The following is a 23,699-nucleotide window of genomic DNA, read 5'->3' as shown; positions in this document are numbered from 1 at the left end:
ATAAACCTTACAAGAAGGGGATGTATTTTAGAAATACATCCCCTTCTTTTCTTATAAATTGTCTATTAAACAAATTTATAGACAAAATTTATTTTAGATTACTTCGCTTACTTCTCTATATTTTTTACTTTTAGGCTAAATTATAAAACATAAAAAATGGGATTTCCTTCTGATATTGAAATAGCTCAAAAAAATGTAATGAATCACATTACAGGTATTTCTAAAAAACTTGATATTAACGATGATGATTTAGAAATGTATGGAAAATACAAAGCTAAATTGCCGTTAACTTTAATAAATAACGAAAAAATAAAAACCAGTAACTTGGTTTTAGTAACTGCCCTTACTCCCACTCCTGCTGGCGAAGGAAAAACTACTACATCAATTGGGCTTACAGAAGGATTGAATAAAATTGGTAAAAAAGCAATGGTGGTATTAAGAGAACCATCTTTAGGTCCAGTTTTTGGAATTAAAGGTGGTGCTGCTGGTGGAGGTTATGCTCAAGTGGTTCCAATGGAAGACATTAACTTACACTTTACTGGCGATTTCTCAGCCATAGAAAAAGCAAATAACTTACTTTCTGCTTTAATCGATAATAACATTCAAAACAAAACCAACAATTTAGGTATTGATGCTCGAACAGTTGTTTGGAAACGTGTAATGGACATGAACGACCGATCTTTACGTGATATTGTAATAGGCTTAGGTGGCACTGGAAATGGTGTTCCTCGACAAGATGGTTTTAACATTACTCCAGCTTCGGAGGTAATGGCAATTTTATGTATGTCGCAAAGTTTTGAAGACTTAAAACAAAAGTTAGGAAATATTTTTATAGGATTTACTTTTAGTAAAAAACCAGTTTATGCTCGAGATTTAAAAGCTGAAAATGCTATGGCAATTCTTTTAAAAGATGCTATTAAACCTAACTTGGTACAAACTTTAGAAGGTAACCCTGCTATAATACATGGTGGTCCGTTTGCAAACATTGCACAAGGAACCAACACTATTTTAGCTACAAAAATGGGCTTATCATTAGCTGATTATGTTGTTACTGAAGCTGGCTTCGGTGCTGATTTAGGAGCTGAAAAATTCTTAAACATTAAATGTGTGTCGGGTAATTTGAAACCAAAAGCATTGGTATTAGTAGCTACTATTAGAGCTTTACGACACCATGGAGGTGCTACTAAAGAGCAATACAACGATGTAAGTGTTGAACGAGTGAACAAAGGTTTTGCTAACTTAGAAAAACATATTGAAAACTGTAAGAAATTCGGTTTAAACCCTGTTGTTGCAATCAATGCATTTCCTTCCGATTCTACCGAAGAAGTTAAATTGATACAAGAAAGATGTCTAGCTATGGGTGTAAAAGCTGTGGTTGCTGAAGGTTTTGCTAAAGGTGGTGATGGTATGACCAACCTTGCTAAAGCAGTAGTGGATGAAGTAAATGCTGGTAAAAACAATTTTACACCACTTTACGATTGGAGTTTACCAATTAAAGATAAAATTGAAAAAATAGCTAAAGAAATTTATGGTGCTGATGGTGTTGATTATGCTAAACAAGCCTTAACCGATTTAAAAAAGATTGATACCTTAGGTTTGCAAGGCTTACCAGTTTGTATGGCAAAAACACAAAAATCATTTTCTGATAACGAAGTTTTAACCGGAAGACCAACAGGATTTAGAGTTACCGTGCGTGAATTTGAATTTGCTACTGGTGCTGGTTTTGTTATTCCTATTTTTGGAAACATGATGCGTATGCCTGGTTTACCAGAACATCCAGCATCGGAAGGAATGACCATAGATAATAACGGAAAAATATCAGGACTATCTTAAATGAATGAATTAAACCCAGCAAATCCAACTATTTTACTCGATTTGGTGAAAATTAAAATGCCTTTTGGAAAATACAAAGACACGTTAATTTGTAACTTACCAGAGTTTTATTTGCTTTGGTTTAAGCAACAAGGCTTTCCAAAAGGAAAGCTTGGCATTTTACTCGAAACCATGCTTGAAATACGTATAAATGGATTAGAAGATTTGTTAACTCCATTAAAAAAAGCCTCACGTTTGTAAGGCTTTTTTTTTATGTTACTTATCTTATTTTTTTGCTACCGTTTTTTTAGCAGTAGTTTTCTTTGCTGGAGCAGCTTTTTTAACCGCAGGTTTTGCTTTTTCTACAGGTGCTTCTTTTTTAACAGCAACCTCTTTCTTTGGTTTAGGTTTTACAGCAATCTTAACACTCTCTTTCCTTTTTCTAGTAACACCATAACTACCATTACTAATTTTACCCTTTTTAGTTTTTTTATCGCCTTTACCCATAATATAATTTTTTATTTATAGTTCGTAATCAAACAAATATAGAAAAAAAGAGTGCTAAAAAGAAATTTTTTAGTTAAAGAAATTACGATTGCATTTCGCAGATTGCTAACCAAGTCATTAAACCAATACTTGTTTCAATAGCATCCTCATCTATATTAAACTTCGAAGTATGAAGCCCTGCATTAATTTGTTTTTTTTCGTTACGAATACCTAAACGATAAAAGCAAGCTGGCTTTACTTGTGAGTAATAAGCAAAATCCTCTGCAGTCATTCTTAATTCCAAATCAACAACATTGTCTTTACCCAAAAAATCTATTGCTGCTTGTTTTAGCTTATTGGTTAAATCTTCATTATTAACTAAAAATGGATAACCTTTTACAATATTAAACTCACACTCCCCTCCCATACTCTCAGCAATGGTTTCTGCCATCTTTTTCATTTTAGTATGCGCTTTAGCTCTCCAATCTTCATCCATAGTGCGGAAAGTACCTTCTAATAAAACTTTGTCAGGAATAATATTGGTAGCACCATTAGCCGAAACCTTACCAAATGACAATACACTTGGTGTTGTTGGTTTGTTTAACCTACTAACAACTTGTTGTAAAGCCACAATAATATGTGATGTAATTAATACTGGATCGATAACCAAATGAGGTAAGGCAGCATGTCCACCTTTTCCTTTTACTGTTACATAAATCTCATCTGTAGAAGCCATGTACATACCTGATTTAAATCCTACTTTTCCAGCCTCTAACTCCGGAAAAACATGTTGACCTATTATTGATTCTGGATTAGGATTTTCAAAAACACCCTCAGCTATCATTAATGAAGCTCCGCCAGGCAATTTTTCTTCACCAGGTTGAAAAATCAATTTTATTGTTCCTTCAAATTCAGTTCTAAGCTCTTGTAAAACTTTTGCAACTCCCAACAACGATGAAGTATGTACATCATGTCCACAAGCATGCATTACTCCATCATTTTTTGATTTGTAACCCACCTCATTTGTTTCTTGAATTCGTAAAGCATCTAAATCAGCTCTCAAAGCAATTACTTTAGCCGAAGGATTTTTACCTTCAATTAAGGCAACAACTCCTGTTTTAACAAGTCTAGATATTTTTGTTATTCCAAACTCTTTTAATTTTTGCTCTACAAAATTGGCTGTCTCAAACTCATTAAACGATAATTCTGGATATTGATGTAAATGCCTTCTAATAGCAATCACTTCTGTTTTATATGTCGCAGCTTTATCTTTTATTATTGATTTAATATCCATAATTATATATCTAGACTTAATGATAAATAAAACACTGGTTTATCGGTAACAATTCCATTTTCAACGCCCCATGCCCAATCAGCTCTTAAAAAATAACCCAAAACAGTTGTTCTAGCTCCAAACCCATAACCTCCAACAATTGGATAAGATTCTTTAAACACAACAACAGTTATAGGTCCATCATTAATTATTTCTTTGGTAATTCTGTTTTCTTCACTAAAAGGGTCTAAACCATCCCATGCCATTCCTGCATCAGCAAACCCAATAATTTGGAAATTTTTAATAAAGTTAGATCGGATTGGTCTTCTAATAAAATAAGAAAATACTGGAAACCGAACCTCACTATTTACAACTGCAAAGTTTGACCCTCTACGTATGTTTTGCGGGAACCCTCTCAAGTTTGCAGCTAATGCTTGATACCTATAATCTATCTTTCGATTGATATCCTCTTGATTAATAAATCGACTTGAATTACTGAATTGATCCAACCAATTATCTACACTACCCAAATAATAAATTAGTTTTTCCTTACCAAAAGATGAACTAGCCGCAATACGGTTTACCCATATTAATTCACGACTTAGTTTTAATGAGTTACGTAAATCAAATCCTACAATTTGAGTGTTTCCATTTTTACCATCTCTATTGTCAAATGCCTCCTGATAATACTCTGCAAACACCTTAAATTTGGTTCCGTAATAAATGTTTAACATTTTTGGTAACGAATTATCGAAAACATAAGCAGCCTTTAAAGTACCTCTGTACTCATTTAAATTCTCTGCCAACAACGAAACTCTATCAATAGATTTCACCACTATAACATCGTTTCTTACACCAGTTGTAAATTGTAAAGATGCGACTTCGCTAAAAGGATATTTAACCGAATACTTTCCTATGTTACTTGTAACACCATAAATATCAAACCCATCACTTGCATCAGCAGTACTTCTTGCAAAAGTGTATTCTTTATCTCTTCGTTGCGAAAAATTTTGTAAGGTCATAAAATATTCTCTTGAACCTGACGATACTCTTGCCCCTCCAAATAACTTATGGTCTTCGAACAAATCAACAACTCCAAGTTTTAAAACCCCTCCAATATCTGGTCCTGTAAAAGGACCTCCTGTAAATATTTGATACTCTTGGTTTACAAACGAATTAGATAGTTTTAAAGATGAGTTGTCGTTGAAAAAAGATAAATTATAGTTTCGTTGGTTTGGTAATTTAAACTCTTTAATCAAACTATCTTTTTCGTGCTTATCATCTCCAATTACAACCGTACGTTTCGATATTTTTTCTTTCTCTTTTTCAAAAATATACTTGTCAATATTTACAGTTTCAACAACCGTATCTTTTGTTAATTGAATAGAATTAAACAACACCAAAGGAACAGTTGATTGAACATCACTTCCCTTAAACGTAGTATCAATGTTATTTTTAATTAAAGTATCAGCAACAGATGGATAAGGTGTTAAAATATTAGCATATTCCTTAGTAAGTAAATGATACTTATAGTTATCCAAAATTATTTCGGTGAAATTTCCTAAAGGATTTATACTTTGCTCTATAATTCCTCTACTATTATTTTGTTGACTAGGTCTGGTTTCATAAAATTTATGATAATGAATACTCGTATCAATACTGGTAATAAAGCTATCTTTAACCGCGTGATACCTATTATAAATACCGTTTTTAACTCCTAAATAATAAATTGCGGAGTCAACACCATAAGCCTGTATTTCAGAATCTTTAGTTGTAGTAACTTGAAACAACGATTTATCTTCAGCAGCATGGTCTAACACCCAAATATCAAATTGCTTACTCTGCCCAAATTCTTGATTTTTAGCTTTTGTTCCTAACGAATCGTTGGTACGATTTGATGAAAAAACTATTTTAGTAGAATTATCAATAAACTTAGGGTTTAAATCATCGTAAATGTCTTGTGTTAAATTTTTATGAGAGTTGGCAGCAATGTTATACAAAAACAAATCAGACTGCCCTTTATAAACACCTGAGAAAATCATTTGTTTCCCATCAGATGAGTACGCCATATCGGTCACTTTTTCTAAATTAAACAAGGCTTTTACTTCAATTCCTCCAGAATTAATATCAAAATAATGCATCATTAACAAGCCTTTTTCCTCTGTAACAAAAGCTAATATTTCACTAGCAGGGTGCCAAGCCAAAACTGGATAAGTTTTGTCATTTATTCGATACATTTTAAACTCACGTTTGTAGATTTTGTATTTCTTGTTAGTTGAAGATAAATACGTTACATAAATTTTATATTGACCCAATTGGTCAGTTACATAAGCAAACGATTGTCCATCTGGGCTAACTTTAAACTGTTTGTACTCTCGATGTTTTCTTAACTTAAGCTTCTCATATTCTTTATACACCAAAGTATTATCAGGTAAGTTCTCGTAATCGTGTTGATAATATTCTACCCAATCTTTTCGCAACGTTTTTAATGATACTCCCAATACATATAAAAATCCTTTATCAACACTTTGAGTTAATCGAGTCATGTATAAAATATTCGGAATTACATTATCGCCATAGGTATTTGCAATGTATGCCCACATGGAATGACCAGCGACATTAGCTTCATGTGTATTTAATCGATTGAATTTTTGATATTTTCCTGATTGTATACCATCTCTAACTTGGTTTTCAATTTCTGGATTCCATTGGTCGGAAATATACGATGTTAACCCAGTGATGTACCATTCTGGTAAATTGAGTAAACTCGAATTTTTAACTACTTGCCCCCAACTTGCTCCATAAACTTGTTGGTTGATTAAAACTTCGGCAATTCCAGCCTTAATTTGTTTGTCAAAATCGGCATGGTTACCATTAAAATAAATAAACACTTTGGAACCCATTATTTGAGTAATCCCCCCTATTTCACCATTTTCTAAACTTAACCCAATGTTACTTTGTTTAAAATCAGATTGTTTATTGTAGATGATAAATTGGATTTTTTCACGTAAATCAAAATCAAAAAAATCTTCTTGTTGTTCAATAAAGTCTTTCGCAATTTTTGATGTGTAAACAGCTAATTCATTACCTCCTGTATAAAAATAGGTTTCATAATTATCGAAACGATAATATTTCCATTCGTAATTTTTAAACTGAACCCTGTTTTTACCAAACCCTGTGTTGGTACCATTATAAAACTGTGCTTTTGATTGCTGATTATTTAAAATAATCATAACCAAAATCATCAAAAGGAATTTATATCTTTTAAAAAAAGTAATAATACAATTGTTTAAAGTAGTTGTAAAAATAACCAATTTTAGTTCAAAATAGTTACTCAAATGGGTTAACAAGGTGTTTATTTTTTTGAATAAGTGTACTTTTACATTTAATCTAAAAAAGTAATAAAATGATAACTATTCAAACGTTTGTTTATAACGGATTTCAAGAAAATACTTACATCTTACATGATGAAACCAACGAAGCTGTAATTATTGACCCAGGATGTTGTTCTAGTGCAGAACAAGCTGAGTTATCAAAATACATTACCAACAATAACCTGAAACCTGTTAAATTATTGAATACACATTGCCATATCGACCATATTTTGGGCAATAATTATGTTTGTTCAAAGTTTAATATTGAATTATATATGCACGAATTAGACTTACCAACCTTACACGCCACTACCGAATACGGACATTTATATGGTTTTACCGTTGACAAATCTCCAGAACCTACTCATTTTATTAACGATGGAGATAAAATTACATTTGGAAATTCAAGTCTTGATGTACTTTTTGTACCCGGTCATGCTCCTGGACATGTTGTTTTTGTACATCACGAACAAAAATTTGTAATTAACGGCGATGTGTTGTTTAGAGGAAGTATTGGAAGAACCGATTTGCCTGGTGGCGACCACAACACCCTCATTAGAAGTATTAAAACCAAAATGTTTGCTTTACCTGATGATTTTGAAGTACATACCGGACACGGCCCAACAACAACTATTGGTTATGAAAAAAAACACAACCCTTTTTTAAATTAACCTTTGAAACCTAGTACACATAAAGTAGAAACTCCTTATCAACCAATTAAAGACAACAGTAAAAAAGTAATTACTATTGCCGTTTTTGCTATGTTTATTGGTTTTGGATTAATTATAACCATTTACCCCTTTATTTTAATCAACTTTTTTACGCTAACTCAATTTTTTGTTGGCTTTACAGTAGTTGGTTTTCTAATTCCACTAAAATTGTATCAAAAATGGTTTCAATTTATAAAATATGAAATGATTTTATTTAATATATTGGGCGTAGGACCTTTGTTTACAGGCTTATTTCTTGTACTTAATTTGCTAATTACTACTAATGCCCAAACCATTAATTATCAAATAATAGGTTGCAAAACGAGCGGACAAAACATTGAGCTAAAATTACAATCAGAAATTGGAGTAATTGACCCAAAGATTACCAGTATGAGTAATGTTAATTTAGAAGAGTTTGTTGCTGCTAAAACAATTGATATTACGTTGGCTAAAGGAATTTTTGGGTTAACTGTAATAAAAGACAGGACTTTTCGAAAATAAGAAATTTGCAGAAGAGAAGGGATTCGAACCCCCGATACATTGCTGTATACACGCTTTCCAAGCGTGCGCCTTAAGCCACTCGGCCACTCTTCTGTATTTATTTACCTACAACCACAAACTCGGTTCTACGGTTTTTAGCCTTACCCTCGTCGGTATTGTTATTTGCAATTGGTTTGGTTGATCCAAAACCTTTAAACGATAATCGTGCAGGATTTATATCTTCCAAAATTAAATAATTAAACACAGCTTTTGCTCTGTTTTCGGATAACAACAAGTTCTCTTTAGCATCACCAACATTATCGGTATGTCCGTGTATGGCTACTTTTACTGTTGGGTTATCTTTTAAGAACGCAATAAACTCGTTCAATACCAAGGTGATTTTTGGTGTAATCTCAAACGAATTGGTTGCAAAATTGATGTTGTTAATTTTATACGCTTCTCCAACCTCTATAGGTTTAATTTCAACGGCTTCCGTTCTTACTGGTTTACCTATTACTATTTCATCAGAGCTAATCAGTTGAGAACTGAATGCATAACCTTTCTTTTTTGCCGTTAACATAATATCTTCATCTTTATCAACAGTCATAACAGCCACATATTCTCCTGTATTTTTATCTATTACCCCTTCTACTTCTCTGTTTGTTTTGGTGTTCTTTAACATAACTTGTGCCCCTTCTGGAACTTCGCCTTTATTGTTTTTTATTTCGCCATTTACAAACACTACTTTTTGTGGTCGAGCTTTTTCGTATAAATCAAACGAATAAATGTTTAAATCTTTGGTTACAGCATCTTCCGAACCAAAATATGCTTTATCACCATCACGATTTACAATAAAACCATGTTCATCATTTTCAGAATTAATAGGATAACCAATGTTTATTGGCTTTGAAAACTGATTGGTTGTAGGGTCTAATTTAGAATAAAAGATATCGTAACCTCCCAAGCCCAAATGACCTGTTGAAGAAAAATACAAGGTATAACTATCGGAGTGCATAAAAGGTGATTTTTCATCGCCTGTTGGAGTGTTGATTGTTTCTCCTAAGTTAATAGGGTCTCCCCACATGCCATCTGGTCGTCGTTCACTTTTGTAAATGTCCATGTTTGGTGCAAAAGGGTCGGTAACTCTTGTAAAATAAAGCGTTTTATTATCTGCCGATATGGAGGGTTGAGCTTCCCAAGTTGTTTCTGTATTGATATTACTTCCAATAGATTGTAGTTTGGTCCAAACACCATCAACAAATTCCGAAAAATAAATATCAGCATTATCAAACATTTGACCTCTACCAGCAGGGTTCGTTCCTCGGTAAGGAATAACTTCTACTATGGTAATAAAAATAATTTTGTTGTTTACAGAGATACTCACTCCACCTTGAAACTGACCTAAATTAAAAGGTTCTGGCATTGGTATTCCACCACTAAACTTGTCTTTTGCTATTTGTCGACTTACAATAAACAATTCCTTATCTCCACCATCAAACGAACCTTTAGTTTCATCTGGCATCTTACGTGTAAAATACAGGTACTTATTATCGGGAGATAACATTGGTAAATACTCATCTTTAGAAGTAGCTGGCCCCACAACCAATTGAGGATTAAACGGAACAGTATCTTTTAACAAAGCGAAATAAGCATCGATGTTTTGAACCCTGTCGAAAGCTTTACGTTCATCTTTTTTAAATGCTTTTGGAGAACTTAAAATGGTTTGGTAATACGGTTTTGCTTTACCATAATCCTTCATACTATAATAGTAATCGCCCAAACGCATAGGAGCATAAAAGCCACGATATTCAGCGCATATTTCTATTATTTTGTTGTAATATTCTAATGCACGGTTTACATGTTGTTGAGCATCTCTGGTAGATTTTGCTGTAGCCGATTTTCGTTCATTAATACTGGCTAGTTCATCGTAAGCTTCTAAAAAATTTTCATCAATTTTTATTGCTTCAATTAATGCTCGATAATAATTTTCGTAATCTCCTTTTTTAGCAGTTTCAACCAATTTCAACGCTTTTTTTTTAGGTTCAGGACAACCAGCATCATCCTCTTGAGAGAAAACACAAGAAGATGAAAGGATTAATAAACCTATTAAAAAATACTGCTTCATGTTAATCATCAGAATTACTTCTGAGCTTCTGCTTTTGCAATTAATTTATCTGCTTCTTCTTGAGCCTTTGCTTCAACCTGATCAGCTTTAGTATTAGCTTCTGCTTCTACTTTTAAGGCTTGTTTATCAGCAGTCTCTTTTAACTTCTTTCCAGATTCTTCAGCTAATTTTTTCTTGATAAAATTACCTCCCGCTTCATCTAATAATTTTTGAGCTTGTTTATCAGCTTCAGATCTTATAGCATCTCCAGCTTTTTTTCCTTCAGCACGCAATTTATCTGCTTGATTTTTAGCTTCTGCAACCAATTTAGCAGCTTCTTCTTTAGCTTTAGCTATAGCTTGTTCTTTTGCTTTGTCAATTTCTTGGTTAATTTTTTCTTTAACTTGTTCTTTAACATCACCAACAATATTTTTTGCAGCACCCTTTAAATTGGTAGAAATTTTAGGTTCAGTAACTGTACCACCAATCAACACATCAACATTTATGTGTTCTGCAGCTTTAATATCTAAACCTAAACCACTTGCTTGCGATGACATTTGATTTAACGCATTGCTTACGCCTAAATCTTTACTTGGTATTTTTAAAGCCATAGTATAATCAATTGTTTGGTCTAAACCATTAGAACCAGACATTGTTCCAACAGTATTACCCAATTTCACATCAAACGGCTTTGTGTAAACTCTACCATCTTTAATTTCATAAGTAACATTAGTATTAGCAACACTTACAGTTCTTAATTTATCATTTTTAAGCACATCAGCCAATTTAACCATTGGTTTAAAGTCTCTAACCTCTATGTTCTTTGTTTGGATAACTCCATCACCATTCAACGTTTGTAAGTCTGGTTCCATTTTATCGTTTAATACACCTTTAACAGCAAGTTTTGTATTAAACTTACCATGAGTATTGTTAACAATTGGAGCCATTTCAGCAACAGATGTAAAGGTATTGGCTACTTTTTGTACATCAAACTCTTTAATGTCCATATCAAATTTAATGCCTGGCTGAATTGGATTAGTCGTTTCATAGAAACCATCCATTATCATACTTCCATCCATTAAATTCATGCTTAAATTTTGCATGTCAATTTTTTGATCTCTCACCACCAATAAACCTTTAACATTGTCTATTTGAATATTATCGTAAATAATTTTAGTAAATGATGATGTTAAGGTGAAATCAATGTTTTTAGGAACTTCAACAACCGACAGTGGTTCTTCTGCAGTAACCGTTGAAGTAGTTGCAGGTTCGTCACTATCACTCATAAACTCATTTACATCAAGATTAGATGAAGAAAGGTTAAAACGACCTGTTAACACTTGATCTTCGCTAAATACATACGATAAAATATTATCTATACGACCATTTGCTTGTAAATCAGTTTTACCAATTTTAGCATCAAACGCTGTTAACTCAACAAATTGAGGCGAGAATTTTAACCCCATTTGGTTCAACATTACATCATAAGGTAAAGAATCGCTCTTGTATAACATTCCTGTTAAACTCATCATACCTTCAGCATTAAACTCTTCGTATTTTTCTTTTTCAATCGACGACATCCTCCCCTTAATATTTACATCAGAAGTGAAAATTCCATTCATTTCGTCACCTTTTTCTAAAGGTATGATATCTTTTAAAGTAGCTAAATCTATTTTTGCTTTTAAGCTAGCCAACACGTCTGGGTCAGAAATTGGAGATTTAAGCAACAATTTAGCATCGATAGGATTCCCTGCCATTTCCATGTGAAATTTCTTTAAATCAATTACGGTATGGTCTTCTACTCCATCAATATTGGTTACATGCAAATCAACCTGAATGTTGTTTACCGATTTTGGTAAATCAGGGTATTTAAACATAGCATTCTCCACAATTAAGTTTAATGCAAATGCTGGTAATTTGTTTTCTGCATATACTCCTTTTGCAAAACCATCTAAAGCTAATTTACCAGCTGTTTTAACGTTTTTAAAGTCAGTCATATAAACCGCAGGAACCATGGAAAGTATGTTTTTGAAATCTGTTTTTTTAGCACTGAATTTCAAATCCATGTCAATATCATCTGTTAGCATGGCAACAAAACCATCTAACCCAAGAATCAACTCATTGATTTTAAATTCATTTTCCTTAAACGTATATTTAGAGTTAGCCAAATCAGCATCAATATCGGCAGTTGCAACAACCACAGCATTTTTCATGTAATTGATACCATCCATTTTTAAGTTCAAAGTATCAATGCTTGTTTTGGTTTTTAATGAGGTAAAATAAGCTGTCATATCACCACTTAAATTAAAGTTTAAACCAATCATTTCGGTGACCAAATTCATGGTCTCATCCTTGTAAACAATGCGAGCATTGTTTATGGTTAATTCTTTTAACCCTAATTTAAAATTAGATGGTTCTTCAACAGTTGTAACAGTATCCTCTGCAGATACTTTCATGATATCCCAGTTTGCAGTTGTATCAGCTAAAACAATAGCATTTATAATTGGACTTTCTATTTTAATCGTTTTGATATTAATTTCAGATCCACTAATAACACTCATTAAATCTACTTTAAGTGTAAGATTTTTAATGTCAGCTAAAGCTATACCCTCAAATTTATCAACACCTTCAACTTTTACATTATCGATAGTAAAATTAAAATCAGGAAACGTACTGATTAACCCCATATCAAATTCACCAAAATCGACCTTTGCATTCAACATTGAATTGGTTTCTTCTTTCACCATTTCTATGATTTTACCTTTAAAAATAAATGGTAACGAAACGATAATAATTAGTAATGCTAAAATTGAAATTCCAGTGATTTTAAGGGCTTTTTTCATCGTAATTTAAGTTTTAATGAGTTAATCAATAACTGTGCTAAAATTAATGTTTTTATAGAAATCCTTTTGTATTATTTTTCTTCGGTTTTAGCGATAATTGTTGAAACAGTTATATCTCCAGTAACATTTACAACTGTTCTACACATATCTAGAATTCTATCTATTGGAAAAATAATGGCAATCCATGCAGGGTTTAAACCTACAGAATCTAACACAATCATCAGCATTACTAAACCCGCACTTGGTACTGCAGCAGAACCTATAGATGCAAGTGTTGCAGTAAGAACTATAGTTAATTGTTGTGTAAAATCTAAATCAATCAAATGAATTTGAGCCAAATAAATTACGGCTACTGCTTGATACAAACTTGTTCCATCCATGTTTACAGTAGCTCCAATTGGTAAAACAAAATTTGAAACTTCTTCTGGTACTTTTAAATTATCGTTGACACATTCCATAGTAACTGGCAATGTTGCTGCACTTGAACTTGATGAAAAAGCCAACAATTGTGCTGGACTAATCTTTTTGAAAAAATCAATGTAATTAAACTTTTTTACAAAGATTTTTATCAAAAACGGATAAACAACAAATGCCATTAATACCAAGCCTAAAACTACCACAATACTATACCAACCTAAATTGATAATTATTTCTTTAATGGCATCAGGATTATCTCCAGCCATTTCGGTTAGTTTAGATGCCATTAAAGCAAAAACAAAAAATGGCGAACCTGCCATAATAATGTCCACCATTTTTAAAAATACATCGTTAAATGAATCTAAAAAAGTGGTTACATTCAGCGCTTTTGTTTTATCAATTTGTAGTAAAACAACTCCAAAAAAGATGGCAAAAAAGATGATTTGTAACATCAACTTGTTGTTTGATAAAGAAAGAAAAATATTGTCAGGAACCATTTCTACAATAAACGCTAATGGACCTGCTTCTTTGGTTTGTTGTGCTGTTTTTTTTCTATCTTGAATACTTGCGTCTGATTCTGTTCTTAATTTTTCCTCTTGAAACTGTTGATTAGCCTCATCTAAATAACTAACGTACTTAGGATTTATCAAGAATTTTTTATCATCTTTAATTTTAATATTGTTCTCTTGCGCCCACAATTCGTATGAAATTCTATTTTTTATTTTTTGGTCGTCGCTTAAATTTTTACCCGGTTTTATAGTATTTACCAATACCAAACCCAAAGAAACCGCAAATATGGTAGTAAGCAAATATGCCGAGAGTGTTTTAAACCCAACCCTACCTAGTTTTTTAATATCCGACAAACCTGCTATTCCTGTTATAACAGAAAAAAGCACCAACGGAATGGCTATTAATTTTAATAAGTTAATAAAGATATCACCCCACGGAGCTATCCAACTCTTAGTAAATCCTGCCCAACCTAGACTTGAAGAAACATAAGCCCAAACAACACCTAAAATTAATCCTATTATTATTTTCCAATGCAGTGCAAGTTTTTTCATAAAATGATTATCCGTTTAATTTAATTGTTTTATTGCGTAAAAAATGGTCAACAAGAACCAATGCAGCCATTGCCTCAACTATAGGAACTGCTCTTGGTAAAACACAAGGGTCGTGCCTTCCTTTTCCAGAAATTTCTGTTTCATTAAAATTTGCATCAACCGTTTGTTGTTTTTGCATAATGGTAGCAACAGGCTTAAAAGCTACATTAAAATATATATCCTCTCCATTGCTTATCCCTCCTTGAATTCCTCCAGAATTATTTGTTCGAGTACCAATTTTTTTAGATTCTTTGACAGGCTCAGGATGACAGAAAAATTCATCATTATGCTCTGAACCTTTTTGAGTGATACCTGAGAACCCTGAACCTATTTCAAACCCTTTTGATGCATTTATACTTAACATCGCTTTTGCTAAATCCGCTTCTAATCTGTCGAAAACTGGAGCACCTAAACCAACAGGTGTGTTTTTAATCACACAACTAACAATTCCACCAACAGTATCTCCTTCTTTTCTTATTTTATCAATAAAGTTAAACATTACCTCTGCAATTTGTTTATCAGGACAATGAACAGAATTTGTATAAGTTAAATTTAAATCAAGCTCTTTGTATGACTTTAATAATTTAATGTCTCCAACTTGAGAAACATATCCAAATATGGTTATTCCATAATGCTTTAAAACCAATTTTGCAATAGCACCTCCAACAACTCTACAAGCTGTTTCTCGAGCAGAACTTCTTCCTCCTCCTTTATAATCTCTTACCCCATATTTTGCATGATAAGTATAGTCGGCATGTGATGGTCGAAATACATCGTTATTATGGTCGTAATCTTTTGATTTTTGATTGGTGTTTTTAATAACAAAACCTATTGGCGTACCCGTGGTAACACCTTCAAAAATTCCACTTAAAAATTCCACTTGGTCACTTTCTTTGCGTTGAGTTGTAATTTTCGACTGTCCAGGTTTTCTTTTATCCAATTCATGTTGAATAAAACCAACATCTAATGGCAAACCAGCCGGACAACCATCAACAACACCACCAATAGCCACACCATGAGATTCACCATAAGTGGTTAACTTAAAAATATGTCCAAAACTATTGCCGCTCATAAGTAATTACGAAATTAACACTAAAATACTATTAATTATAATTTAACCCTTCAATCATTTTTTTACTAATTTCGAAACATAATTACAAAAACAATGAGTAGAATCCTAATCAAAAACATTAAAGAGCTTGTTCAAGTACTAGATAAAAACGTACGAAAACTGTCAGGTAAAGAAATGGCTCATTTATCAACCATTAAAAATGCTTGGCTTGCTATTGAAGATGATTTGATTGTCGGATTTGGTAAAATGGACGATTGGGAAGGAATTTCTGATTGGACGAACCTTGAAGTAATTGATGCTACAGGTAAAATGGTTTTTCCTACTTGGTGCGATTCGCATACTCACTTGGTCTTTGCAGCAAGTCGTGAGGAAGAGTTTGTGGATAGAATTAAAGGGTTAACCTATCAAGAAATTGCAGCTAAGGGTGGTGGAATTTTAAATTCTGCTAAAAAACTACAAGATAAATCGGAAGACGAACTTTATAATGATGCACTTTTAAGAATACAAGAAATACAACAATTGGGAACAGGTGCAGTTGAAATAAAAAGTGGATATGGCTTAACTGTAGATTCGGAACTAAAAATGTTACGCGTTATTAAAAGACTAAAAGAAAATTGCAACATTACTATAAAAGCTACGTTTTTGGGTGCACACGCCATCCCAACAGCATTTAAAGAAAATAGAACAGCATACATTGATTTAATTATTAATGAAATGCTGCCTACTATACAAAAAGAGCAATTAGCGGATTATATTGATGTGTTCTGCGAAACAAATTATTACACCCCTGAAGAAACGAATAGAATCTTGGAAGCTGGTATTAAAATTGGTTTGACACCTAAAATACATGTTAATCAATTTACATCTATTGGCGGAATACAGGTTGGAATTAAAAACAAAGCCCTTTCTGTTGACCATTTAGAAATAATGTCAGAACAAGACATTATAGATCTTTCTAAATCTGAAGTAATGCCAACACTTTTACCTTCATGCTCATTTTTCTTAGGCATACCTTATGCACCCGCAAGAGAACTAATTAATAGTGGACTTCCTTTAGCTTTAGCAACTGATTTCAACCCTGGCTCTACTCCTTCAGGTAACATGAACTTTGTAATTTCACTTGCTTGTATCAATTACAAAATAACACCAGAAGAAGCTATTAATGCTGCAACTATTAATGCTGCTTATGCAATGGGTATTGAAAAAACTCATGGAAGTATTACTGTTGGAAAAAAGGCGAGTATTTTTATCACAAAAGAAATACCATCTATTGCTTTTATTCCTTATTATTTTGGAAGTAGTTGTGTGGATAGGGTGATTTAATAAAATACAAAAAATTGCTATAAAAAAAGAGTCCCGAATATTCGGGACTCTTTTAGCTTAAATATGATTTATCTTATTTAGATAAAACAACTTTTTTAGTTGTTACTTCGCCATTAGAAGTTACTTTGAAGAAATAAGTTCCAACTGACATGTTAGACATGTTAATAGTATTATTTCCGTTTACTAACTTGCTTGATAACATTCTTTCTCCAACAATGTTGTAAACTTCAACTGTTGAATTATTATCTAAAGCTTTAACAGTAAATATACCTGTACTAGGGTTAGGGAAAATCGAAACTTCGTTAGAAGTAGCTAATTCAGAAACACCTACAGTAGTAGTTTTGAATATATTAATGTTATCTAAACGAACATTTGTACCACTACCAGCAGCAGTTCCTTGACCTCTAAATCCAAAATAAACAGTACCTGAAGCAGATGGAGTATAATCAGCTGAATCTTTTCTCCATGTAGCATCAGCAGTATTAGCAGTAAAAGCCTTAATTTCAGTACCAGCAGTCATACCTGCAGCTGAATTAGTAGCTCCAACACTAACACTCATACCACCATTAAAACCAGTATTAGTTCTAGTCCAATAAGTAACTCTATAAGTTTCACCAGCAGTTACATCTAAGCATTTAGTAAATACCCAAGAATCAGCAATCGCTGAAGAACCTGTTAAAAATAATGCCTGAACACCTGATTGAAAAGTAACAGTTGATAAGCCCCAATTTGCAACAGTACCAGGATTAGCTGCTACAGTTAATTGAGCAACTTCTGCAGAAGTTTCTATACCATTTGCATAAGGAGTAGTAGATAAATCCACAGAAACACCATTATAAAAAGATTGGTTTATTGTATCATTTGAATTAACAGCATCACCAACTAAGCCAGTATATACTTTAACTGCATAAACTCCTTCAGCAGAAAAATCTCCTTGAGCAGTAAATATATAATCAGTCGAATCACCAGGAGCTAAAGTTGCAGAAACAGTTTCTGTTACAGCTGGTAAAGCATTGATTTTGTATGAAACTGGGAAACCAGAAACAGTAGTTGTTCCTAAATTTTTGATTCTTACAGCAACATCTAACATACCATTATTACAGTTTGTCAACGTTTGTGCACCACCTAAAAATGCTTGAACATCATCAATAGAAGCTCCAGCTTCAAAAATAGTAATTGAACCTGTTTGATCAGGAGCTGGACCTGTATATTGATCCCCTGAAAGCACATAGTTAGCAGGTAAATTACCTGTTGTACCAGGTGCAATCGTAACATTTACAGTAAATGGATATGTAGTTCCGTCAGCAACTATACCACCCCAATTATCATCATTATTACCCCATGAAATAACTTGACCTACAATTGGATTTAGTGCTTCTGGACCATCAGGACCTGGATCTGCAGCATCTGAAGCAAATGGGTCATTTGGACTAGAATTAGGTGTTATACCTGCAGGAAAAGTAATTTCCAAATAGTCACCATATTCAAAATCAGTGTTTGTTAAAGTTAACTCAAAATTTAAGTCCATTGTAGTACCAGCTACATACGGAGTAGTACAAACAAGATTACCAGCAATTTGAGAAATTGAAGACCCACCATTATTACCTAATTTAGCATTAACTGATGATTCAGATTTTTTTAACGATTTAACTTGAACCCTATTTTGAGCTGTTGCACCCAAAACAAACATAGAAGCTAAACCTAAAATGTACATTTTTTTCATAATTTAATTTTTTGGTTATTAATATTATTAATTTTTACAAATCTAACCTTTTTTTTATCTAAGTTAAAAAAATTAACATTTAAAAATCAACAATCCAACAATAACAATTAAAGTGATTTTTATTCTTTATAAAAAAAATTACATTTGAATTCACAACCTAACCAAACTAATTTTCATGAAAAAAATAATTACAATTGTTCTAGCTTTATTTACAGTTATATCTGTTTACTCTGAAACAATAGAATTGTATGGTAAAAAAGCAAATGATAAAATTAATGGTACTGAAATACTTAGGTATAAAGAATTCTCATTAATACCAAATTTCATTAAATTTAAAGAAGGTAATGAATTGCCATTTAATAAGTTGGAAAGCTACTTAAATAGTTTATCTAATGCTGATACAAAATTTGGATTAAATCTATTAAGTGAAGAAAAGGACCTTTTAGGGTTCATACACTATAGGTTTCAACAAACCATAAACAACATTCCTGTTAAATTAGGAATGTATATTGTTCATACTAAAAATGGAAAAATAATTTCAATGAATGGTGAGTTATTTAGTCCCATCAACTCCAATAATCATTCATTATCCGAAACAATTGCACTTTCTAAGGCATTATCGTTTGTAAATGCATCTAAATACAAATGGGAAATCCCATCTGAAGAAACTCATTTAAAATGGGAACAAAACAATCCAAATGCGACTTATTTTCCTGAAGGAAAATTAATTTATATAAATAAAGATGGAAAAATAAAAAATGAATTAAAACTTGCTTATTCGTTTAACATTTATGCTCAGGAGCCATTATCAAGACAAGAAATTTATGTTGACGCTAATACTGGCGAGGTTTTATGGAGTGAGAATAAAATACATCATGTTGATGAAGTTGGATCAGCTGTAACTGGCTATAGCGGCACTCAAACTATGACATCAGATATGGTAAGTGCTGGTAATTATCGTTTACAAGAGACAGGGAGAGGAAATGGAGTAAGAACATTTAATTGTGGGACGACTACAAATTATTCTAATACAAATTTTACAAATACATCAAGTGTTTGGAATTTAGCTGGTGTTGATAAATATGCAACAGATGCTCATTGGGGTGCTGAAATGACCTATGACTACTATTTAAATAAACACGGTAGAAACAGTATTGATAATGCAGGTTTTAGATTAGATAGCTATGTACATTATGATTTAAATTACGGCAATGCTTTTTGGGATGGACAACGAATGACTTATGGAGATGGTAGTTCAGGAAATAGACCTTTTACGGCATTGGATATTGCTGGACATGAAATAACTCATGGATTAACAACATTTACTGCTAATCTTGTCTATCAAGATGAATCAGGAGCATTAAACGAGTCGTTTAGTGATATTTTTGGAGTTTCAGTTGAGTATGTTGCTCGTCCTGCCTTAGCCAATTGGATAATGGGTGAAGACTTAGGTGGAACTGGAATTAGAAACATGGCAAACCCTAACTCAAAAAGTGACCCAGATACTTATTTTGGAACATATTGGGCTGCTCTTGGTGGCGCTGATAATGGTGGGGTTCACACCAATAGTGGCGTACAAAATTTTTGGTATGTTTTATTGGTTGATGGAGGATCAGGAACTAATGATAATAATGATGCTTATACTGTTAATGCTATCGGTTTAGAAGATGCTAGTAAAGTCGCATTTAGAAATTTAACGGTTTATTTAACATCAAGTTCTGATTATGCAGATGCTAGATTTTTTTCTATTCAAGCAACAGTAGATTTATTTGGGGCTTGTACTGCTCATGTTGAATCTGTTACCAATGCTTGGTATGCTGTTGGTGTTGGAAGTATGTATCAGCCTTTTACGGTAAGTGATTTTGAAACTTGTCTAACAACATCATGCTCTGCTCCATTTACAGTTAATTTTAATAATACAAGTGTAAATGGAGGAACATTTACATGGGACTTTGGTGATGGTTCAACCAGTAATAGTATGAACCCGTCTCATACCTATACTAACTATGGCACCTATAATGTAGAACTTTTCGCAGATGGAGGTCCTACTTGTGGAAGTGATACCGAAATTAAAACAGCCTACATCACAATTGATTCAACATTAACGTGTAATACCATTATGCCAACTTCAGGTTCAACTTCTTTAACAAGTTGTTCAGGTTCTTTATTTGATAGCGGAGGTCCATGTGCTCCTTACGGTGCAAATCAAACTGCCATAGCTACAATTTCGCCAACAATGGCTGGTCAAGTTCATTTAACTTTTCCATTATTTGATGTCGAATCTGGGGATCAAGGTGGTACGATATGTAACTATGATAATCTAAAAATTTATGATGGACCAAATACTACTTATCCATTAATAGGAACCTATTGCAATAACAATCTGCCTCCTGCTACCATTTCTTCATCAAGCAGTTCTATTACAATTTTGTTTACTTCAGATCCTGGACTGGAAGAATCTGGTTTTCAAATTGATTGGACTTGCGATATAGCAACTGCTGCTCCAACTGTAGATTTTACCGTAGATGTTGACACTACTTGTACAGGTAATGTAAAATTTCAAGATTTATCATCTAATGGACCAAATGCATGGGCTTGGGATTTTGGTGATGGTAACACCTCAAACATTCAAAACCCAAACTATACGTATACTCAACCAGGGCTTTATACGGTACAACTAACAGCTACAAATGTTGTTGGATCAAATACAGAAGTTAAAACTGGTTACATTTTTGTTAATATGCCCGATGCTCCTGTTGTTCAAGGGGATAGTATTTGTACAAATAATACGGCTTTCCTATCTGCAACAGGTGCTGGAACTTTAAAATGGTATGATTCTCCTGTAAGTACAACTATATTAAGCACAGGTTCAAGTTACACCACCCCAATACTAACAAATTCTACTACTTATTATGTTGAAGATTTCATAGCTGCTCAAAATCAACAACTTGGTAAGATAGATAATTCTGGTGGCGGTGGGTACCTTAACAATGAACAGTATCTAGTTTTTGATGTTTACGATCAAATGTTTTTACAATCTGTTAAAGTTTATGCTCAAACAGCTGGTACTAGAACAATTCAATTACAAGATAATAATGGAAACGTATTAAATACAAGAACTACTAGTATTTCAACTGGGTTACGAACAGTAACTGTAGCATTTAACATTAGTCCTGGCACAGATTACAGATTGGTTTTAGCTGATGCTTCAAGTGTAAAAGATTTATACCGTAATAATGCTGGGGTAACTTATCCTTACGCTATTAGCGGTCTGGCATCTATTAAAAATAGTAGTGCTGGTTTATCTTATTACTATTATTTTTATGATTGGATAGTAAAAGGATCAAATTGTACTAGTCCTAGGGAGCCCGTTGATGCAATTGTAAGCCTATGTACTGATGTCAATTCTTTATCAAATGAATCTGGATGGACCTCATTTTTTAATCATTCAAATGGGAATGTAGAAATAATTTCTAAAGGTTTAGATAAAGGAGAATATACCTTAAACATATTCAATTCGTTAGGACAAACCGTATACAATAAAACAATAGCTATTTCTGATGTAAATTTTAAAGAATCAATAAACATCTCAAATCATTCTAATGGTATTTACTTTATTCAAATGAGTAATGGTACAGATACTTATACAGAGAAAGTTATAAAATAAAATTCTGTATAGCTCTTTTAAAAATTAAAACCTCATAACTAAGTTATGAGGTTTTTTTTATTACCTTGGCATAAAAATTGAACTAACCCAATTATAAACTAAACTATCTTAATTATGAAAAATTTTATCGTATTATGTCTTACTGCTTTTTTATTTGTTGTAGTTTCATCAAACACAGCTCAAGCACAAGCAACAACTAAAGCTACAACCGAAAAAGCAACAAAATGTGAAAAAGACTGCAAAAAGGAATGTTGCGCAAAAAAAGATGCTAAAAAATGTGAAAAGGATTGCAAAAAAGAATGTTGCGTAAAGAAAGACGAAAAAAAATGTGCTAAAGATTGTAAAAAAGCATGTTGTGCTACTCCTATAAAAGAAGGTGATGATACTGACAGAGCTATAATGGAAGAAGGCGTAAAAGACAAAACCAATACTGGTGACGAATAAAAACCATTGATATTATAAATAAAAAAACCAGCGAATGCTGGTTTTTTTATTTATAATATCTTTTTAATCAATCTTAACCGATGAGAATACTTATTGGTATCAACATTATAAATTCCTTGATGATCTAATCGGTCTATTCTTACTTTCCCAGAGGCGTGGATAATTCTATTGTTTTCTAGAACCATTCCTACATGTATAATATTTCCCTCTTCGTTATCAAAAAAAGCTAAATCGCCTGCTTCAGACTCCTCAACAAAACTCAAGGTCTGTCCAACTTTTGCCTGTTGAGATGCATCACGAGGTAACTTTACTCCATTTAATTTATATAAAAGCTGAGTAAATCCTGAACAATCAATTCCAAAAGGCGAACGACCTCCCCACAAATATGGCGTATTTAAATACAAGTAAGCATTCTCAACCAATTTATTTTTTAAACTTTCCTTTGATGTATCAAAAGTTAATCCATCAAAAATATAATCGGTAACGTTAAATGAAACTTTGTTTTTATTGTAGTTTGGCAAAAAACTACCTAAAACAATCGGAATAAATTCCTCTGTAGATTTATTATGGATAACATGTACCAATTCACCGCTCAATACTCTAGATTTACCATTGATATCATCAAACTCTTCAATAGGTATTTCGGTGATTTGTTTTTTATCTACCCAACAATCGTAATCATCAAAGGCAGTTTTAATTCTACGCCAATCCCCTTTTTTTTCTTCGTAAATCTTAACCGTTTCGCCAAAAAGTAATTGTGTAACCATCTCGCTTCTATCAGAGGGTTCAAACCTACAGGGTACAACACTTAAATGACAAATTCCGTATTTCAAAATGAGTTATTGGTTAATTGTTAAAAGTTAATAGTTAT

At 32.7% G+C, this 23,699-nt stretch carries 16 protein-coding genes and 1 tRNA gene; 7 read left to right on the top strand and 10 right to left on the bottom strand.

Translation table 11 applies throughout. The features are described from left to right. Positions 1-156 precede the first annotated feature (156 nt). On the top strand, positions 157-1,833 hold the full coding sequence (locus tag H6589_05015; GenBank protein MCB9173948.1) for a formate--tetrahydrofolate ligase: 1,677 nt from the start codon (positions 157-159) through the stop codon (positions 1,831-1,833). Next, positions 1,834-2,073: a DUF3820 family protein gene (locus tag H6589_05010; GenBank protein MCB9173947.1), complete on the top strand. Its 240-nt coding sequence runs from the start codon at positions 1,834-1,836 to the stop codon at positions 2,071-2,073. 24 nt (positions 2,074-2,097) lie between these two features. Here H6589_05010 and H6589_05005 read toward each other — a convergent pair whose 3' ends face one another. The 3 genes from H6589_05005 to H6589_04995 all read right to left on the bottom strand — a co-directional run bounded on the left by H6589_05005 (position 2,098) and on the right by H6589_04995 (position 6,816). Next, positions 2,098-2,319, bottom strand: a complete 222-nt coding sequence (locus H6589_05005) for a 30S ribosomal protein THX (protein MCB9173946.1) — start codon at positions 2,317-2,319, stop codon at positions 2,098-2,100. Positions 2,320-2,401: 82 nt separating this feature from the next. Next, on the bottom strand, positions 2,402-3,592 hold the full coding sequence (locus H6589_05000; GenBank protein MCB9173945.1) for an amidohydrolase: 1,191 nt from the start codon (positions 3,590-3,592) through the stop codon (positions 2,402-2,404). Between the two features lie 2 nt (positions 3,593-3,594). Continuing rightward, positions 3,595-6,816 (bottom strand): PD40 domain-containing protein, encoded by a 3,222-nt coding sequence (locus H6589_04995; protein MCB9173944.1) that lies wholly within the window; start codon positions 6,814-6,816, stop codon positions 3,595-3,597. 161 nt (positions 6,817-6,977) lie between these two features. Between H6589_04995 and H6589_04990 the strand changes: the two genes are divergently transcribed. Both H6589_04990 and H6589_04985 read left to right on the top strand, forming a co-directional pair. Beyond that, positions 6,978-7,616, top strand: a complete 639-nt coding sequence (locus tag H6589_04990; GenBank protein MCB9173943.1) for an MBL fold metallo-hydrolase — start codon at positions 6,978-6,980, stop codon at positions 7,614-7,616. Between the two features lie 3 nt (positions 7,617-7,619). Further along, the gene (locus H6589_04985) at positions 7,620-8,156 is read left to right on the top strand and encodes a hypothetical protein (protein ID MCB9173942.1); all 537 of its coding nucleotides are present in this window, start codon (positions 7,620-7,622) and stop codon (positions 8,154-8,156) included. An 8-nt stretch (positions 8,157-8,164) separates the two neighbouring features. Here the strand turns inward: H6589_04985 and H6589_04980 are convergent. The 5 genes from H6589_04980 to aroC all read right to left on the bottom strand — a co-directional run bounded on the left by H6589_04980 (position 8,165) and on the right by aroC (position 15,671). Further along, positions 8,165-8,249 (bottom strand) — tRNA-Ser (locus H6589_04980). Between the two features lie 4 nt (positions 8,250-8,253). Then, positions 8,254-10,260, bottom strand: a complete 2,007-nt coding sequence (locus tag H6589_04975; protein MCB9173941.1) for an OmpA family protein — start codon at positions 10,258-10,260, stop codon at positions 8,254-8,256. A gap of 14 nt (positions 10,261-10,274) precedes the next feature. Beyond that, a complete protein-coding gene (locus tag H6589_04970) occupies positions 10,275-13,082 on the bottom strand; it encodes a hypothetical protein (GenBank protein ID MCB9173940.1) in 2,808 nt (935 codons plus the stop codon). A 71-nt stretch (positions 13,083-13,153) separates the two neighbouring features. Further along, positions 13,154-14,560, bottom strand: a complete 1,407-nt coding sequence (locus H6589_04965; GenBank protein MCB9173939.1) for a dicarboxylate/amino acid:cation symporter — start codon at positions 14,558-14,560, stop codon at positions 13,154-13,156. Between the two features lie 7 nt (positions 14,561-14,567). Then, positions 14,568-15,671, bottom strand: coding sequence for a chorismate synthase (gene aroC, locus H6589_04960; GenBank protein MCB9173938.1), 1,104 nt, complete (start codon positions 15,669-15,671; stop codon positions 14,568-14,570). 93 nt (positions 15,672-15,764) lie between these two features. Between aroC and H6589_04955 the strand changes: the two genes are divergently transcribed. Next, on the top strand, positions 15,765-16,994 hold the full coding sequence (locus tag H6589_04955) for an imidazolonepropionase (GenBank protein ID MCB9173937.1): 1,230 nt from the start codon (positions 15,765-15,767) through the stop codon (positions 16,992-16,994). 73 nt (positions 16,995-17,067) lie between these two features. Here the strand turns inward: H6589_04955 and H6589_04950 are convergent, their stop codons facing one another. Beyond that, a complete protein-coding gene (locus tag H6589_04950; protein ID MCB9173936.1) occupies positions 17,068-18,717 on the bottom strand; it encodes a T9SS type A sorting domain-containing protein in 1,650 nt (549 codons plus the stop codon). Between the two features lie 175 nt (positions 18,718-18,892). Between H6589_04950 and H6589_04945 the strand changes: the two genes are divergently transcribed. Together H6589_04945 and H6589_04940 are read left to right on the top strand one after the other, a co-directional pair. After that, complete coding sequence (locus H6589_04945; GenBank protein MCB9173935.1) at positions 18,893-22,384, top strand: M4 family metallopeptidase; 3,492 nt, start codon at positions 18,893-18,895, stop codon at positions 22,382-22,384. A 114-nt stretch (positions 22,385-22,498) separates the two neighbouring features. Then, complete coding sequence (locus H6589_04940) at positions 22,499-22,828, top strand: hypothetical protein (protein ID MCB9173934.1); 330 nt, start codon at positions 22,499-22,501, stop codon at positions 22,826-22,828. 50 nt (positions 22,829-22,878) lie between these two features. On the opposite strand, the gene H6589_04935 is transcribed toward H6589_04940, so the two are convergent. Continuing rightward, positions 22,879-23,661, bottom strand: coding sequence for a C40 family peptidase (locus tag H6589_04935; protein MCB9173933.1), 783 nt, complete (start codon positions 23,659-23,661; stop codon positions 22,879-22,881). Positions 23,662-23,699 lie beyond the last annotated feature (38 nt).

This window comes from Flavobacteriales bacterium (assembly GCA_020635795.1).
Classification (GTDB): Bacteria; Bacteroidota; Bacteroidia; order Flavobacteriales_E; family Vicingaceae; genus Vicingus.
Note: the sequence above shows the minus strand (reverse complement) of the source record. Positions and strands in the feature narration are given on the sequence as shown.